Annotated in this window: 14 protein-coding genes; 9 read left to right on the top strand and 5 right to left on the bottom strand. The window is 64.2% G+C overall.

Going from position 1 to position 13,878, the window contains the following annotated elements:
- Window positions 1-68: 68 nt before the first annotated feature.
- The 4 genes from IVB45_RS24440 (at window position 69) to cynS (ending at window position 3,953) form a co-directional block, all read left to right on the top strand.
- Entirely contained in the window at window positions 69-1,448 is a 1,380-nt protein-coding gene (locus IVB45_RS24440; RefSeq protein WP_247362466.1) for a CmpA/NrtA family ABC transporter substrate-binding protein, read from the top strand.
- A 181-nt stretch (window positions 1,449-1,629) separates the two neighbouring features.
- On the top strand, window positions 1,630-2,469 hold the full coding sequence (ntrB, locus tag IVB45_RS24435) for a nitrate ABC transporter permease (RefSeq protein WP_247362462.1): 840 nt from the start codon (window positions 1,630-1,632) through the stop codon (window positions 2,467-2,469).
- A 4-nt stretch (window positions 2,470-2,473) separates the two neighbouring features.
- Complete coding sequence (locus IVB45_RS24430) at window positions 2,474-3,406, top strand: ABC transporter ATP-binding protein (RefSeq protein ID WP_247362459.1); 933 nt, start codon at window positions 2,474-2,476, stop codon at window positions 3,404-3,406.
- Between the two features lie 64 nt (window positions 3,407-3,470).
- A complete protein-coding gene (gene cynS / locus IVB45_RS24425; protein ID WP_051462744.1) occupies window positions 3,471-3,953 on the top strand; it encodes a cyanase in 483 nt (160 codons plus the stop codon).
- Window positions 3,954-4,006: 53 nt separating this feature from the next.
- Here cynS and IVB45_RS24420 read toward each other — a convergent pair whose 3' ends face one another.
- The gene (locus IVB45_RS24420) at window positions 4,007-4,330 is read right to left on the bottom strand and encodes a DUF1476 domain-containing protein (protein ID WP_247362456.1); all 324 of its coding nucleotides are present in this window, start codon (window positions 4,328-4,330) and stop codon (window positions 4,007-4,009) included.
- Between the two features lie 309 nt (window positions 4,331-4,639).
- Here IVB45_RS24420 and purC point away from each other — a divergent pair, with 309 nt between their 5' ends.
- Both purC and purS read left to right on the top strand, forming a co-directional pair.
- Complete coding sequence (gene purC / locus IVB45_RS24415) at window positions 4,640-5,407, top strand: phosphoribosylaminoimidazolesuccinocarboxamide synthase (protein ID WP_171944915.1); 768 nt, start codon at window positions 4,640-4,642, stop codon at window positions 5,405-5,407.
- A gap of 12 nt (window positions 5,408-5,419) precedes the next feature.
- Window positions 5,420-5,662, top strand: a complete 243-nt coding sequence (gene purS / locus IVB45_RS24410) for a phosphoribosylformylglycinamidine synthase subunit PurS (RefSeq protein WP_007602264.1) — start codon at window positions 5,420-5,422, stop codon at window positions 5,660-5,662.
- A gap of 10 nt (window positions 5,663-5,672) precedes the next feature.
- Here the strand turns inward: purS and IVB45_RS24405 are convergent, their stop codons facing one another.
- A complete protein-coding gene (locus IVB45_RS24405) occupies window positions 5,673-6,689 on the bottom strand; it encodes a magnesium and cobalt transport protein CorA (RefSeq protein WP_018455523.1) in 1,017 nt (338 codons plus the stop codon).
- A gap of 165 nt (window positions 6,690-6,854) precedes the next feature.
- Here IVB45_RS24405 and purQ point away from each other — a divergent pair, with 165 nt between their 5' ends.
- Entirely contained in the window at window positions 6,855-7,556 is a 702-nt protein-coding gene (gene purQ, locus IVB45_RS24400) for a phosphoribosylformylglycinamidine synthase subunit PurQ (protein WP_247362452.1), read from the top strand.
- Window positions 7,553-8,524: a tripartite tricarboxylate transporter substrate binding protein BugD gene (locus IVB45_RS24395; RefSeq protein WP_247362448.1), complete on the top strand. Its 972-nt coding sequence runs from the start codon at window positions 7,553-7,555 to the stop codon at window positions 8,522-8,524. Before purQ ends, IVB45_RS24395 begins: the two co-directional genes overlap by 4 nt.
- A 3-nt stretch (window positions 8,525-8,527) precedes the next feature.
- Here the strand turns inward: IVB45_RS24395 and IVB45_RS24390 are convergent, their stop codons facing one another.
- On the bottom strand, window positions 8,528-9,484 hold the full coding sequence (locus tag IVB45_RS24390) for a DMT family transporter (protein WP_247362445.1): 957 nt from the start codon (window positions 9,482-9,484) through the stop codon (window positions 8,528-8,530).
- Window positions 9,485-9,559: 75 nt separating this feature from the next.
- Window positions 9,560-10,039: a PaaI family thioesterase gene (locus IVB45_RS24385; protein WP_027518848.1), complete on the bottom strand. Its 480-nt coding sequence runs from the start codon at window positions 10,037-10,039 to the stop codon at window positions 9,560-9,562.
- A 183-nt stretch (window positions 10,040-10,222) separates the two neighbouring features.
- On the opposite strand from IVB45_RS24385, the gene purL reads away from it, so the two are divergent.
- The gene (gene purL, locus IVB45_RS24380) at window positions 10,223-12,433 is read left to right on the top strand and encodes a phosphoribosylformylglycinamidine synthase subunit PurL (protein WP_247362442.1); all 2,211 of its coding nucleotides are present in this window, start codon (window positions 10,223-10,225) and stop codon (window positions 12,431-12,433) included.
- 124 nt (window positions 12,434-12,557) lie between these two features.
- Here purL and IVB45_RS24375 read toward each other — a convergent pair whose 3' ends face one another.
- Window positions 12,558-13,736, bottom strand: a complete 1,179-nt coding sequence (locus IVB45_RS24375; protein ID WP_247287448.1) for an acyltransferase — start codon at window positions 13,734-13,736, stop codon at window positions 12,558-12,560.
- Window positions 13,737-13,878: the final 142 nt, after the last annotated feature.

Here is a 13,878-nt window from a genome sequence, read left to right as displayed (position 1 = left end):
CTGGCCGGCCTGAAGGTGCTGGCATGCTCCTTGCGTAATTCTCCTCGCAACGACGCGCAGGAGGTCCGATGTCCACTTTCGACAATCCGTTTGATCCCGATCGCAACCTGCGAGCCGGCTGTGCCTGTGGTCAGCATCAATCCGCGGCGGAGCATGAGCAGGCCACCGGGTTGCGCTGTGATCCCGTCGAGAGCGAAGAGAAGCTCTACGAGGGCGTGGTCGCCTCTGCCGTGATGCGCGCGATGTTTCCGCAGGACATTGCGCGGCGCGCATTCCTGAAGTCGGTCGGTGCGTCCACCGCGCTGGCCGCGCTGTCGCAGTTCTTCCCGCTTCAGACCGCAACCGAAGTCTTTGCGCAGGCCGGCGCGCCGGAAAAGAAGGATCTCAAGGTCGGCTTCATCCCGATCACCTGCGCCACGCCGATCATCATGGCCGCGCCGCTGGGCTTCTATGCCAAGCACGGCCTCAACGTCGACGTGGTCAAGACTGCCGGCTGGGCCGTGATCCGCGACAAGACCATCAACAAGGAATACGATGCCGCGCACATGCTGGCGCCGATGCCGCTCGCGATTTCGCTTGGCTTAGGTGCCAACGCCATTCCATTCGCCGTGCCCGCGATCGAGAACATCAACGGGCAGGGCATCGTGCTGGCGAGCAAGCACAAGGACAAGCGCGACCCGAAGGACTGGAAGGGCATGAAGTTCGCCATCCCCTTCGACTATTCCATGCACAATTATCTGCTGCGCTACTATCTCGCCGAACACGGCATCGACCCCGATACCGACGTGCAGCTGCGTTCGGTACCGCCGCCGGAAATGGTGGCAAACCTGCGCGCCGACAACATCGACGGCTTTCTCGCGCCCGACAACATCTGCCAGCGCGCGATCTATGACGGCGTCGGCTTCATGCATCTTTTGTCCAAGGAAATCTGGGACGGCCATCCCTGCTGCAGCTTCGCCGCCAGCCGCGAGTTCATCACCACGGCGCCGAACAGCTTTGCCGCGCTGACGCGCGCGATCGTCGATGCCACCGCCTATGCGTCGAAGGCGGAGAATCGCAAGCAGATCGCCGAGGCGATCGCGCCGGCGAACTACATCAACGCGCCGGTCACGGTACTGGAACAGGTCTTGACCGGCACCTATGCCGATGGCCTCGGCGGCGTGAAGACGGATGAAAAGCGCGTCGATTTCGACCCGTTCCCCTGGCAGTCCTTTGCGGTGTGGATGCTGACGCAGATGAAGCGCTGGGGCCAGATCAAGGGCGATGTCGACTACAAGGCGGTCGCCGAGCAGGTGTATCTCGCCACCGACACCAGGAAGCTGATGACCGAGATGGGCCTGGCGCCGCCGGCCAGCAGCTACAAATCGTTCGCCGTGATGGGAAAGACTTTCGATCCGGCCAAGCCCGAGGATTATCTGGCGGGCTTCAAGATCAGGAAGGCGTCGTGATGGGCCGCGATGTGCCTCCGCTGTCGTCCCGGCCTAGTGCGCGCTGCGCACGGGGGCCGGGACCCATAACCCCAGGGCGGAGTTTGGCGAAGACACGTTGTTCGGTACCACGACCTTTCGACTCCGCTAGATCACGCGGTATGGGTCCCGGCCTTCGCCGGGACGACGGGGGGAGAGGGAGATGACATCCTCTCTCCGTCTCCGCGCCGGCCTCGTCTCGATCGTGCTGCTCGTCGCGTTCCTCGGCGTCTGGCATCTCGCCGTGCGCTCGACGGCACCGGTGGCCACGATGAGCCCGGAATACGCCAAGCTGATGGGCCTGACCGCGACGCAGGGCAAATCCGCCATGCCGGGGCCGGTCGATGTCGGCGCAAAACTCTGGGAGCATGTGAGGAGGCCGTTCTACGACAACGGGCCGAACGACAAGGGGCTCGGCATCCAGCTCGGCTACTCGATCGCGCGCGTCGGCACCGGCTATCTGCTCGCCGTGCTGGTCGCCATCCCGCTCGGCTTCCTGATCGGCATGTCGCCGCTGCTCAGCCAGGCGCTCGATCCCTTCATCCAGCTGCTGAAGCCGATCTCGCCGCTGGCGTGGATGCCGCTCGCGCTCTACACCATCAAGGATTCCTCGATCTCCGCGATCTTCGTCATCTTCATCTGCTCGATCTGGCCGATGCTGCTCAATACCGTGTTCGGGGTCGCGAGCGTACGCAAGGAATGGATCAACGTCGCGCGAACGCTCGAGGTCGGAACGATCAGGCGCGCCTTCACCGTGATCCTGCCGGCTGCGGCGCCGACGATCCTGACCGGTATGCGCATCTCGATCGGCATCGCCTGGCTCGTGATCGTCGCGGCCGAAATGCTCGTCGGCGGCACCGGCATCGGCTATTTCGTCTGGAACGAGTGGAACAATCTCTCGATCACCAACGTGATCATCGCGATCCTGCTGATCGGGGTTGTCGGCATGCTGCTCGACCAGATCCTCGCGCGCTTCACGCGCATGGTCACGTTTCCGGAGTAGGGCCGTGACCGAAAAATTCATCTCGATCGAAGCCATCGCAAAGCGCTATCCGGGCGCAGGCGGCGCGACAACGGCGGTCTTCGAGAATCTCTGGCTGTCTATGGCGCGCGGCGAGTTCTGCTGCGTGATCGGCCATTCCGGCTGCGGGAAGACCACGGTGCTCAACATCCTCGCCGGCCTCGATGCGCCGAGCGAGGGCGCGGTGATCGTCGACGGGCAGGCCATTTCAGGGACGAGCCTCGATCGCGCCGTGATCTTCCAGAGCCATGCGCTGCTGCCCTGGCGCACCGTGCTCGGTAACGTTGCCTACGCCGTCAGCTCGAAATGGCGGAGCTGGGATCGCGCCAAAGTGAAGGCGCATGCGCAGAAATTTATCGATCTCGTCGGCCTGACGGGGTCGGAACACAAGCGACCTTCCGAGCTCTCCGGCGGCATGAAACAGCGCGTCGGCATCGCGCGTGCACTGTCGATAACGCCAAAGATGATGCTGATGGACGAGCCGTTCTCGGCACTCGATGCGCTGACGCGCGGCACGCTGCAGGACGAGGTGCGGCGCATCTGTCTGGAGACCGGGCAGACCGCGTTCATGATCACCCACGACGTCGACGAGGCGATCTACCTCGCCGACAAGATCTTCCTGATGACCAACGGTCCCGGCGCGGTGCTGGCCGAGGTCGTCGAGAACCCGCTGCCGCGGGATCGCGGCCGCACCGATTTGCACCGCCATCCGCTGTACTACGCGCTGCGCAACCACATCGTTGATTTCCTGGTAACGCGCAGCAAGACTTTCACGGCCGAGACGCCCGGTCACGATCCGCGGAATGTGCCGGTGGTGCATATCGGCAAGCCCGGACTGACGGTCGCCTCTGATGCCAAGTCGGAGCCACTCAACGAGACGTCATGGTCGGGCTTGGCCCGGCCATCCACGTCCTTCTAGTGCAGCCAGAACGTGGATGCCCGGGACAAGGCCCGGGCATGACGACAACCAAGGAGACCTTGACATGAAACGCGAAGACCTCACCGAGAAGCTGCTCGACATCAAGCGCGAGAAGGGCTGGAGCTGGAAACACATCTGCGAAAAGATCGGCGGCTATTCCGAGGTGCTGATAACAGGCGCGATCCTCGGCCAAATGAAACTGACCAAGCCGCAGGCCGCAAACGCCGCTGAACTTTTCGGCCTGACGAAGGCCGAGACCGCGATGCTGAACGAGACGCCGATGCGCGGCATGCCGATGCCGCCGACCGATCCCTTGATCTATCGTTTCTACGAGCTGGTCATGGTCAACGGTCCGGCGTGGAAGGCGCTGATCGAGGAGGAGTACGGCGACGGCATCATGTCGGCGATCGATTTCGACATGGTGATGGAGCGCCTGCCCAACCCGAAGGGCGACCGCGTCAAGATCACCATGAGCGGCAAATTCCTGCCGTACAAATATTACGGCGCCAGCGGCAATGTGCCGGAGTATGGGTTCAAGGAGGGATAGCTGGTTGGCATTCCGGGGTGCGTCGCAGACGTGCCCCGGAATGACGCTTCGCCTTACTTCCCGGCTTTCACCTCGGCCGCCGCCACCGCGATCAGCTCGTTCATCTTGGCGCGAATCACCTGTTCGGTGACGGCGACGTTCTTGGCGGCGAAATCGGCCATGACCTTGCGCAGGACGTCGGCGTCGCCGGCTTCCTCGAAATCGGCCGCGACCACCTCCTTGGCATAGGCCGTGGCGGCATCGCCGGTGATGCCGAGCTTTTCGGCCGCCCACAGACCGAGCAGCCGGTTGCGGCGGGCTTCCGCCTTGAATTTCTGCTCCTCGTCGAGGGCAAACTTCTTCTCGAAGCCTTCCTCGCGCTTGTCCAACGTGCTCATGCCTTTTCCAATTCCCTGCTGAATGGACCCGGCTGGCCCTCGTTGCGAGAGCCCCGGTGCATGCCTAGATAGGGGGCACGAATCGGCAAAACAACGAGCCGTTAAGCCGCAGGCAAGACGGTATAAGTTTGATGCCGGACGGCCGGATCGATTGTGCTGAGACGGCCAATCGGATAGGTTGCCTAAGGCTGGGTTCCCGTTCTGTTTCCAGGGGTTCCGGGCCGTTCACGGCAGCTCCGCTGTGGGTCGTAGTCTCGTCAACCGGAGCACACCAGATACATGGATTTCAACAAAACACGGTACATCCCCATGAGCCGTCGGCGTCGCATTTATGAAGGCAAGGCAAAGGTTCTTTACGAAGGCCCGGAGCCCGGTACCCTGATCCAGCACTTCAAGGATGACGCCACCGCGTTCAATGCGAAAAAGCATCAGGTGATCGAGGGCAAGGGTGTCCTCAACAACCGGATCTCGGAGTACCTGTTTCAGCACCTCAATGACATCGGGGTGCCGACCCATTTCATCCGCCGCCTCAACATGCGCGAGCAGTTGATTCGCGAAGTCGAGATCGTGCCGCTGGAAGTGGTGGTGCGGAACGTTGCCGCCGGTTCGCTGTCGCAGCGCCTCGGCATCGAGGAGGGCACGCAGCTGCCCCGCTCGATCATCGAGTTCTACTACAAGAACGACCAGCTCAACGACCCCATGGTGTCGGAAGAGCACATCACCGCTTTCGGGTGGGCGACACCGCAGGAGATCGACGACATCATGGCGCTTGCCATCCGTGTCAACGACTTCCTCACCGGTCTCTTCCTCGGCATCGGCATCCGCCTCGTCGACTTCAAGATGGAGTGCGGCCGGCTGTTCGAAAACGACATGATGCGGATCATCGTCGCCGACGAGATCTCGCCGGATAGCTGCCGTCTGTGGGACATCAAGTCGAACGAGAAGCTCGACAAGGACCGTTTCCGCAGGGATCTCGGTGGGCTGCTCGAGGCCTATACCGAAGTCGCCAAGCGTCTCGGCATTCTCATGGAGAACGAGCGTCCGGCCGGTTCCGGCCCGGTGCTGGTGAAGAGCTAAGAGGGATCTGACGTGAAGGCACGTGTCACCGTTACGTTGAAAACGGGCATCCTCGATCCGCAGGGTAAGGCGATCGAGGGTGCGTTGAAGTCGCTCGGCGTCGACGGCGTCGCCAGCGTTCGCCAAGGCAAGGTGTTCGACATCGAGCTCGCCGGCGCGGACAAGGCCAAGGCAGAGGCGGCGTTGAAGGACGCCGCCGACAAGCTCCTGGCAAACACCGTGATCGAGAATTATCGGGTTGAGCTGATCGGGTGAACAGGATGGCTCACAGCCATCCGACCCGACGAAAACGCCAGTACAGCGCGCCGCAGGCCGTCAGCATCACGCCGAGCAGCGTGTAATAGCCGTACTCCCAGTCCAGCTCCGGCATGTGCTTGAAGTTCATGCCGTAGATGCCGGCAAGCGCGGTCGGGATCGCGATGATCGCGAGCCAGGAGGCAAGTTTCTTGGAGACCGCCGTCTCCTGGGCCTGGCCGACCAGCAGGCTTGCTTCGAAGGCGAAGGCCAGCACCTCGCGCATTGAATCGATCCGCTCCTGGATGTTCCTGACGTGGTCGGTGACGTCGCGGAACAGCGGCTGCATCGTAGCGCGCACCATCGCCAGTTCGTCATGCTCGAGCCGGCGGCAGACCTCCACCAGCGGTCCGATCGCAGTCCTGAGCCGCAGCAGGTCGCGGCGCAGCATGTAGAGCCGCTCGATCTGCGCCTTGCTGATCGCCTTGGAGAGCACGTCGTCCTCGATGCTCTCGACCTCTTCGTGAATGCTCTCGAGCACGGGCGAGTAGTTGTCGACGATGAAATCGAGGATGGCGTAGAGGATGTAGTCCTCGCCGCGCGCGAGCGCGCGCGGGCAGCTTTCGCAGCGTTCGCGCACCGGCGTGTAGGACGTCGACGCGCCGTGGCGCACCGAGACCAGATAGCCTTCGCCGACGAAGATGTGCGTCTCGCCGAAGGCGATCCGGCCCTCGATCAGTTGCGCCGTGCGCGCCACGATGAACAGGGCCTCGCCATATTGCTCGATCTTCGGTCGCTGATGGGCGTGGTTGGCGTCCTCGATGGCGAGCTCGTGCAGGTCGAACTGCTTCTGCACCGCGCTGAGCAGCGCCATGTCGGGCTCGTGCAGCCCGATCCAGACCACGTGGCCGGGTTTCGCCCGCCAGCTCGAAGCCTCGCTGATGGCGATATTGGCGACGCGCCGGCCGTCGACATAGGCACCGGCGGCGATGACGCCCTCGGTGGACACCGGCTCGGAGAGGGATGCGGGCAGCGAGGGGACATTCATGGCTTTAATCCCGGGCGAATCGATCGGCCGAATGGCGGGCTATGGCCTGTGCACAACGCTCGCGGGCAAGGCTAGCACTGGTAAAATCCCCGTCAAATGGTTATGTCTGCTGCCGATTTGGCAGCCGTGCCAGCCCCATTTTAATCCTCGTTCGGAACCTCTGCCATGAAAGCCGCCATCCTCGTCTTTCCCGGAATCAACCGCGAGCGCGACATGGCGCGTGCCTTGAGGCTGATCTCGGGCAGCGAGCCCGCGATGGTCTGGCACGCCGAGACGTCGCTACCTGATGGCACCGACCTCGTGGTGGTGCCCGGCGGGTTCTCCTACGGCGATTATCTGCGCTGCGGCGCGATTGCGGCGCGGGCGCCGGTGATGGACGCGGTGCGCGACTATGCGGCCAAGGGCGGCCTCGTGCTCGGCGTCTGCAACGGCTTTCAGATCCTCTGCGAATCCGGGCTCTTGCCCGGCGTCCTGATGCGCAATGCGCGGCTGAAATTCATCTGCCACGACGTGCATCTCCGCGTCGAGCGCTCCGACACGCCGTTCACGCGCGGCTACAATGCGGGGCAGGTGATCCGCGTGCCCATCGCGCATGGCGAGGGCAATTATGCGGCGGACGCGGAGACCATCAAGCGGCTCGAAGGCGACGGTCGCGTGCTGTACCGCTATTGCTCGGCCGACGGCGCGATCGACGACATCAGCAACATCAATGGCGCCGCGCAATCCATCGCCGGCATCGTCAACGACAAGGGCAACGTGCTCGGCATGATGCCGCATCCGGAAAACCACGTCGAAGACATCATGGGCTGCACCGACGGCCGCGGACTGTTCGCCGGCCTCACCGCGCATCTGGAAAAGGCCGCGTGATTGCGTTCGTGCTGAAGCGGCTGGCGGCCGCTGTCGCCGTCGTTGCATTCGCGACGGCCGCGTTCGCGCAGGACTTCCCCAAGCGTCCCGTCACCATGATCGTGCCGTTCGCGGCCGGCGGCACGTCCGACGTGATCGCGCGCACCGTTGCCGAGCAGATGGGCATCGCGCTCGGCCAGACCATCGTGATCGAGAACGTTGCCGGCGCCGGCGGATCGACCGCGCTGGCGCGCGCCTCCCGCGCCGAGCCCGACGGCTACACCATTGCGATCGGCAATGCCGGCACCAACGCCGCGACTTATACCATCTATCCCAAACTGCCGTTTACCCCGGACTCCTTCGTGCCGATCGCCATGGTGGCGAAGACGTTCGGCATCATCGCCGTGCGCAAGGATTTTCCGGCGAAGGACCTGAAGGAGTTCATCGCCTACGCCAAGGCCAATCCCGGCAAGATCAATCTCGGCCATGCCGGCGTCGGCTCTTCGAATTACCTGATCTGCAAGAGCTTCGTCACGGCCGCCGGCATCGACGCGACGCTGGTCGGCTATCGCGGCGCCGCGCCCGCGCTCACCGATGCGATCGGCGGCCAGATCGACGGCGTCTGCGATGCGGCAGCCTCCGTGTCGCAGTCGATCAACGAGAAGCTGGCGCGCGGGCTCGTGGTCGGCTCGACCGTGCGGCTCGCGACATTGCCGGACCTGCCGACGTCGGCCGAAGCCGGCCTGCCCGAATTCGAGGCGCAGGGCTGGAACGGCCTGTTCGCGCCCAAGGGGACCCCGCCGGCGGTCATCGCCAGGCTGAATGCAGCTGCACGCACGGCGGTCGAAACCGACGCGGTGAAGAAGCGGTTCGCCGACCTCTCGACCGTGGCACCCGATGCCGACGAGCACACGCCCGAGGTGCTGCAAAAGCTCGTGACGCGCGACGTCGAGAAGTACCGCAAGATGCTGGCTGACGACGCCAAGTAATAGCTAGCGTCGTTTCAGCCGTTCCGTCGGCACCGTCATCGCGGCGACGCCCGCCATGACCAGCACCAGGCCCAGCGCCAGGTTCGACGGCACGCTCTCGCCGAGCAGCAGCACGGAGAGGCCGACGCCGATCGGGATGCGCAGATAGCCTTGCGCGTTCGTCGTCAGCGTGCCGAGCCGTCCCAGGCACATGTAGAACAGCATCAGCCCCAAGGCGCTGGAGACGATCCCCATGATGATGGTGGCTATGATCGCCGTCGGCGTCGGGTGCAGCGTCCAGGGCTGGTCGATGATCAGCGAAGGCGGCAGCAGCACCAGCCCGCCGAACAGCAGCGAACCGGCCGCCACCACCATCGGGTCGTATTCGGACAGCCGCAGGCCGAAGATCGTGGCACAGGCAAAGGAGATGGTGGCGAGCAGGATGGCGATCTCCGCCACGATCTCGCTACCGAAGCCGCGCAGCGCATCGAGGCCGACGATGACGATGGTGCCGGCAAGGCCGAGGAGCGCGCCCAAGAGCTTCAGCAGCGTTGCCGGCTCGTGGCGCGTGATCAACGAGGTGATCAGGAAGGCGAAGATCGGCGTGGTCGAGGCCAGCACCACCGTGTTCGAGGCCGGCACATAGAGCTGCGACCACGTGATGATCAGGAACGGGAAGGTCGAGTTGATCAATTGCTGGACCGCGAACAGCTTCCAGGCCTTCGCATCGGTCGGGATCCTGACGCCGCGCATCCACAGGATCGCGAACAGGAAGGCAGCCGCGATCAGCGAGCGCGCCGAGATGAAGGTCACGGGCGGGATCGTATCCAGCGCGAGCTTGGCCAGCGGATAGGTTGAACTCCAGCAACAGGCGAGCGCGACCAGCAGCGCATAGTCGCGCCAGTTGCGCGCGCCTGTGGCGGGCATGGACGGCAATTGCGAGGCCGTGGCGCGAGCCGTCGGCGGTGTGCTCTGCGGCACCTTGATATCGCTCCCCGGCGCGACAGCGCTGGACACAAGTCTGGGCGAGGGGACGCCAAAAGGGAAGGCGGCGAGCTATGCGTTTGGCTGCGGTGCCGGCTTCCGCTTCACCCGCTTGATCGTGCCGGAGAAGGTGAACAGCGGCCGCCCGCCCGATGTCAGCTTGCCGCGCAGGAAGATCAACGAGCCGCCGGCGCGGGAGACCTCGCCGACGCATTCGATCAGCTCGCCTTCGCGCGCCGCGTCGAGGAAGTCGCAGGCGAAATTGGTGGTCACCGCCGGCCCATCCAGCTCGTGGGTGGCGATCGCGAACAGGCAGTAGTCGGCAAACGCCATGAAGCAGCCGCCATGGACGTTTCCGGAGCCGTTGAGGTGCTTTTTCTCGACCCGGAACGCCGAGCGGACGCTGCCGTCGTCCTCGATCTTGTGCCAGAAAGGGCCGATATGGCTCTCAAAACTGTCGCGAATCCAGGTTCGCCAGCCCTGGAATTCCCCATCGGTGGCGACGTGGAGGTCGGGGCGGCGAGGCGGGGGCGCTTTGGTCAATTCGTGCAAGGAAATGGGCCTTCAATTGCGGGTCGTTTGCCCTTAAATCCGATCTGTCCGCGCTGTGCAATTCCTGTTCCCGCAGCCCCCGGCCGCAAAACGTGGGACAGCGGGAAAATGCGCCATAAAGGGCTTTTCCAAGCCGTCCGATGTTCCTAAGAACGGCCCACCGCCGTCGAAAGCCTCTAATCCATGAAGAACGAACCCAAGATCACCCCCGAGCTGATTGCCGCCCACGGGCTCAAGCCCGACGAGTATGAGCGCATTCTGAAGCTGATCGGGCGGGAGCCGACCTTCACCGAGCTCGGCATCTTCTCGGCGATGTGGAACGAGCACTGCTCGTACAAATCCTCGCGCCTCCATCTGAAGGGTCTGCCGACCAAGGCGCCCTGGGTGATCCAGGGTCCTGGCGAGAACGCCGGCGTGATCGACATTGGCGACGGCCAGGCCGTGGTCTTCAAGATGGAGAGCCACAACCACCCGAGCTACATCGAGCCGTACCAGGGCGCCACCACCGGTGTCGGCGGCATCTTGCGCGACGTCTTCACCATGGGCGCGCGTCCGATCGCCTGCCTCAACGCGCTGAGTTTTGGCGCGCCCGAACATGCCAGAACCAGGCATCTCGTCTCCGGCGTCGTCGCCGGGGTCGGCGGCTACGGCAATTCCTTCGGCGTTCCGACGGTCGGCGGCCAGGTCCGTTTCCATACCCGCTATGACGGCAACATTCTCGTCAACGCGATGGCGGTCGGCCTCGCCGATACCGACAAGATCTTCTATGCGGCCGCCTCCGGCGTGAATATGCCGATCGTCTATCTCGGCTCCAAGACCGGCCGCGACGGCATCCACGGCGCCTCGATGGCTTCGGCCGAGTTCGACGACAAGTCCGAAGAGAAGCGTCCGACCGTGCAGGTCGGCGATCCCTTCGCCGAAAAGCTGCTGTTAGAGGCTTGTCTCGAGATCATGGAGAAGGGCTGCGTCATCGCGATCCAGGACATGGGCGCGGCTGGCCTGACCTGCTCGGCGGTCGAGATGGGCGCCAAGGGCGACCTCGGCGTCGACCTCGATCTCGACTCTGTGCCGACGCGCGAGATCGGCATGAGCGCCTACGAAATGATGCTCTCGGAGAGCCAGGAGCGCATGCTCATGGTGCTCAAGCCCGAGAAGGAGAAAGAGGCCGAGGCGATCTTCAAGAAGTGGGGCCTCGATTTCGCCGTGGTCGGCTACACCACGCCGAGCAAGCGCTTTGTGGTCAAGCATGGCGGTGATGTCATGGCCGATTTGCCGATCAAGGAGCTCGGCGACGAGGCGCCGCTCTATGACCGCCCGCATGTCCCCTCGGCCGCGCTGCCGGTCGTGCACGCGCGCGAAGTGGCGGCCCCGATGGGGCTCGGTGCCGCGCTCGAAAAGCTGATCGGCACGCCCGATATGTGCAGCAAGCGCTGGGTCTGGGAGCAGTACGACCACGTCATTCTCGGCAACACCATGCAGCGTCCCGGCGGCGATGCCGCCGTGGTCCGCGTGCAGGACGGCCCGAAGGGCTTGGCGCTGACCGTCGACGTGACGCCGCGCTATTGCGAGGCCGATCCCTATCAGGGCGGCATGCAGGCCGTGGCGGAAGCCTGGCGCAACATCACTGCGGTCGGCGGCAAGCCGCTCGCGATCACCGACAATCTCAATTTCGGCAACCCCGAGCGGCCCGAGATCATGGGCCAGTTCGTCGGCTGCCTGAAGGGCATCTCGGAAGCCTGCCGCACGCTCGACTTCCCGGTCGTCTCAGGCAATGTCTCGCTCTACAACGAGACCAATGGCCGCGCGATCCTGCCGACGCCTTCGATCGGCGGCGTCGGTTTGCTCGATGACTTCACCAAATCAGCCTCGCTCGCGTTCAAGGCCGAAGGCGAGGCGATCCTCCTGATCGGCGAAACTCACGGCTGGCTCGGCCAGTCGGTTTACCTGCGCGACATCTGCGGTCGCGAGGAGGGCGCGCCGCCGCCGGTCGATCTCGCCGCCGAGAAGCGCAACGGCGACTGCGTGCGCGGCATGATCCATGCGGGCACCGCGACCGCCGTGCACGATCTCTCCGACGGCGGCCTGCTGATCGCTCTTGCCGAGATGGCGATGGCGAGCGGTATCGGCGCCAAACTGCTCGCGGCGCCAACCTCGTTGGTGCCTCAGGCCTATTGGTTCGGCGAGGACCAGGCGCGGTATCTCGTCATCGTGCCTGAAACCGAGGCCGGCCGCGTGCTCGCCAAGATGCGCGGCTGCGAGGTGCCCTGCGTGCGGATCGGCACCACCGGCGGCGACGCGATCGCGATCGCGGGCGAGGCGCCTGTGACGATAGAGGCGCTGCGGACCTCGTTCGAGCGCTGGCTGCCGGAGTATATGGGCGGCAAGGCGGCGTAGGACGCGCTTCCGCAAACTCCGTCATTGCGAGCGCAGCGAAGCAATCCAGAGCCTCACCGCCGAGGCACTCTGGATTGCTTCGTCGCAAGAGCTCCTCGCAATGACGAATGGAAAGAGCTCGGCCTCACAACACGTGCGAGGCCCCCGGAATTTTCCGTAAGCCCGCCGTCAGTCCCCAGCTCAGGATCACCGTGAGCACGAAGCCGATCGCGGCTTTCACGATCGCAGGCCAGCTGTAATCGAACAGCGCGTACTGAATCCACAGCGCGATCGGGTAGTGCACCAGGAAGATGCCGTAGGCATCCGCCTGCATGCGGTCGAGCAGGTTCGGTCCCGGCGACTTCTGGTGCAGGAAGAAGGCGAGGATCGCGAGCAGGATCGAGCCTGAGAACAGCACGAAGAACGTGCCGTAGATCGCCTGGTACCAGTGCGGCTGTGGGTCGGGATTACCGAGAACTTCGCGCTTGATGTAGATCATGACCCACATCAGGCAGTAGGGGATCAGCGTGGCGATCACCCACAGCCAGCGCTGTTTCGGCAACTGGCCGCCGGCGCTGAGGATGCCGCGCTCGAAATTCGCGGCTCCAACGCTGACGCCGATGAAGAAATACGCGAAGTAGAGCAGGATGCGGCTGGCCTGCACCGAGAACGGCCCAAGCTCGAACCATTTGCTGCCGCCGAAATAGAGCAGCGCCGGCACGTAGGCGATTGTCGTGACGACGACGAGCAGCAGCCAGAATACGGCCGGCTGGTCGAATCCGCGCAGCGACACGCGGTTGCCCGGATCGACCAGATGCGCGGAGACCCGGTAGAGCAGGCTTGCGGTCAGGTCGAATGCCAGCAGCACCCACACGAACCAGATCGGGCCGCTCGGCCACGGGCCAACCGTGATCGTCTTCCACCAGAATGCGGTGAAGCTCAGCCCGGGATCGTGCCGCAGCGCGATCGCGTAATAGGCGAGCGGGATGACGGTGAACGCCGCGATCGCGAACGGCAGTCCGAGCCGCAACAGGCGGTCGCGGAGAAAGACCGACGGCGCCTTGCGCGCGATGCCGGGCCAGGTGAACAGTCCCGACAGAAAGAAGAACATCGCCATGAAGAAGCTGTCGGTGGCCAGCACGACCACGTCGAAACCGGCCCAGGACGCCGGATCGGTGTGCCCGAAATAGGTGTAGGGAATGACGGCGTGGTGCAGCAGCACCACCAGCGTGAGGAAGGTGCGGGCGCGATCGAGCGACAGATTGCGCGCCTTGGCCTTCGGCGCCGCATGCGCCTCTGCTCCGATCGTCGCTGAATGTGACATCGTCATCGTGGCCGCCCCGGTCGCGCTTTCCGTCCCTGCGGGACTTTGCCGCCGGGAACCGGATTCAGCAAGGGTCGTTTGGGACGCCCGCAGGGCCCGTTGCCGCTAGGAACCAGTTCCCTGCAACGCAGTTAGCGTTCGC

This window comes from Bradyrhizobium sp. 4 (genome assembly GCF_023100905.1).
Taxonomy (GTDB): Bacteria; Pseudomonadota; Alphaproteobacteria; order Rhizobiales; family Xanthobacteraceae; genus Bradyrhizobium.
This window is presented reverse-complemented; position numbering and strand designations above follow the sequence as displayed.

Excerpts from the sequence above, each read along its gene's own strand:
- IVB45_RS24440 (WP_247362466.1), top strand. The coding sequence starts at position 69 with ATGTCCACTTTCGACAATCCGTTTGATCCCGATCGCAACCTGCGAGCC.
- ntrB (WP_247362462.1), top strand. The coding sequence starts at position 1,630 with ATGACATCCTCTCTCCGTCTCCGCGCCGGCCTCGTCTCGATCGTGCTG.
- cynS (WP_051462744.1), top strand. The coding sequence starts at position 3,471 with ATGAAACGCGAAGACCTCACCGAGAAGCTGCTCGACATCAAGCGCGAG.
- IVB45_RS24420 (WP_247362456.1), bottom strand. The coding sequence starts at position 4,330 with ATGAGCACGTTGGACAAGCGCGAGGAAGGCTTCGAGAAGAAGTTTGCC.
- purC (WP_171944915.1), top strand. The coding sequence starts at position 4,640 with ATGAGCCGTCGGCGTCGCATTTATGAAGGCAAGGCAAAGGTTCTTTAC.
- IVB45_RS24405 (WP_018455523.1), bottom strand. The coding sequence starts at position 6,689 with ATGAATGTCCCCTCGCTGCCCGCATCCCTCTCCGAGCCGGTGTCCACC.
- purQ (WP_247362452.1), top strand. The coding sequence starts at position 6,855 with ATGAAAGCCGCCATCCTCGTCTTTCCCGGAATCAACCGCGAGCGCGAC.
- purL (WP_247362442.1), top strand. The coding sequence starts at position 10,223 with ATGAAGAACGAACCCAAGATCACCCCCGAGCTGATTGCCGCCCACGGG.
- IVB45_RS24375 (WP_247287448.1), bottom strand. The coding sequence starts at position 13,736 with ATGTCACATTCAGCGACGATCGGAGCAGAGGCGCATGCGGCGCCGAAG.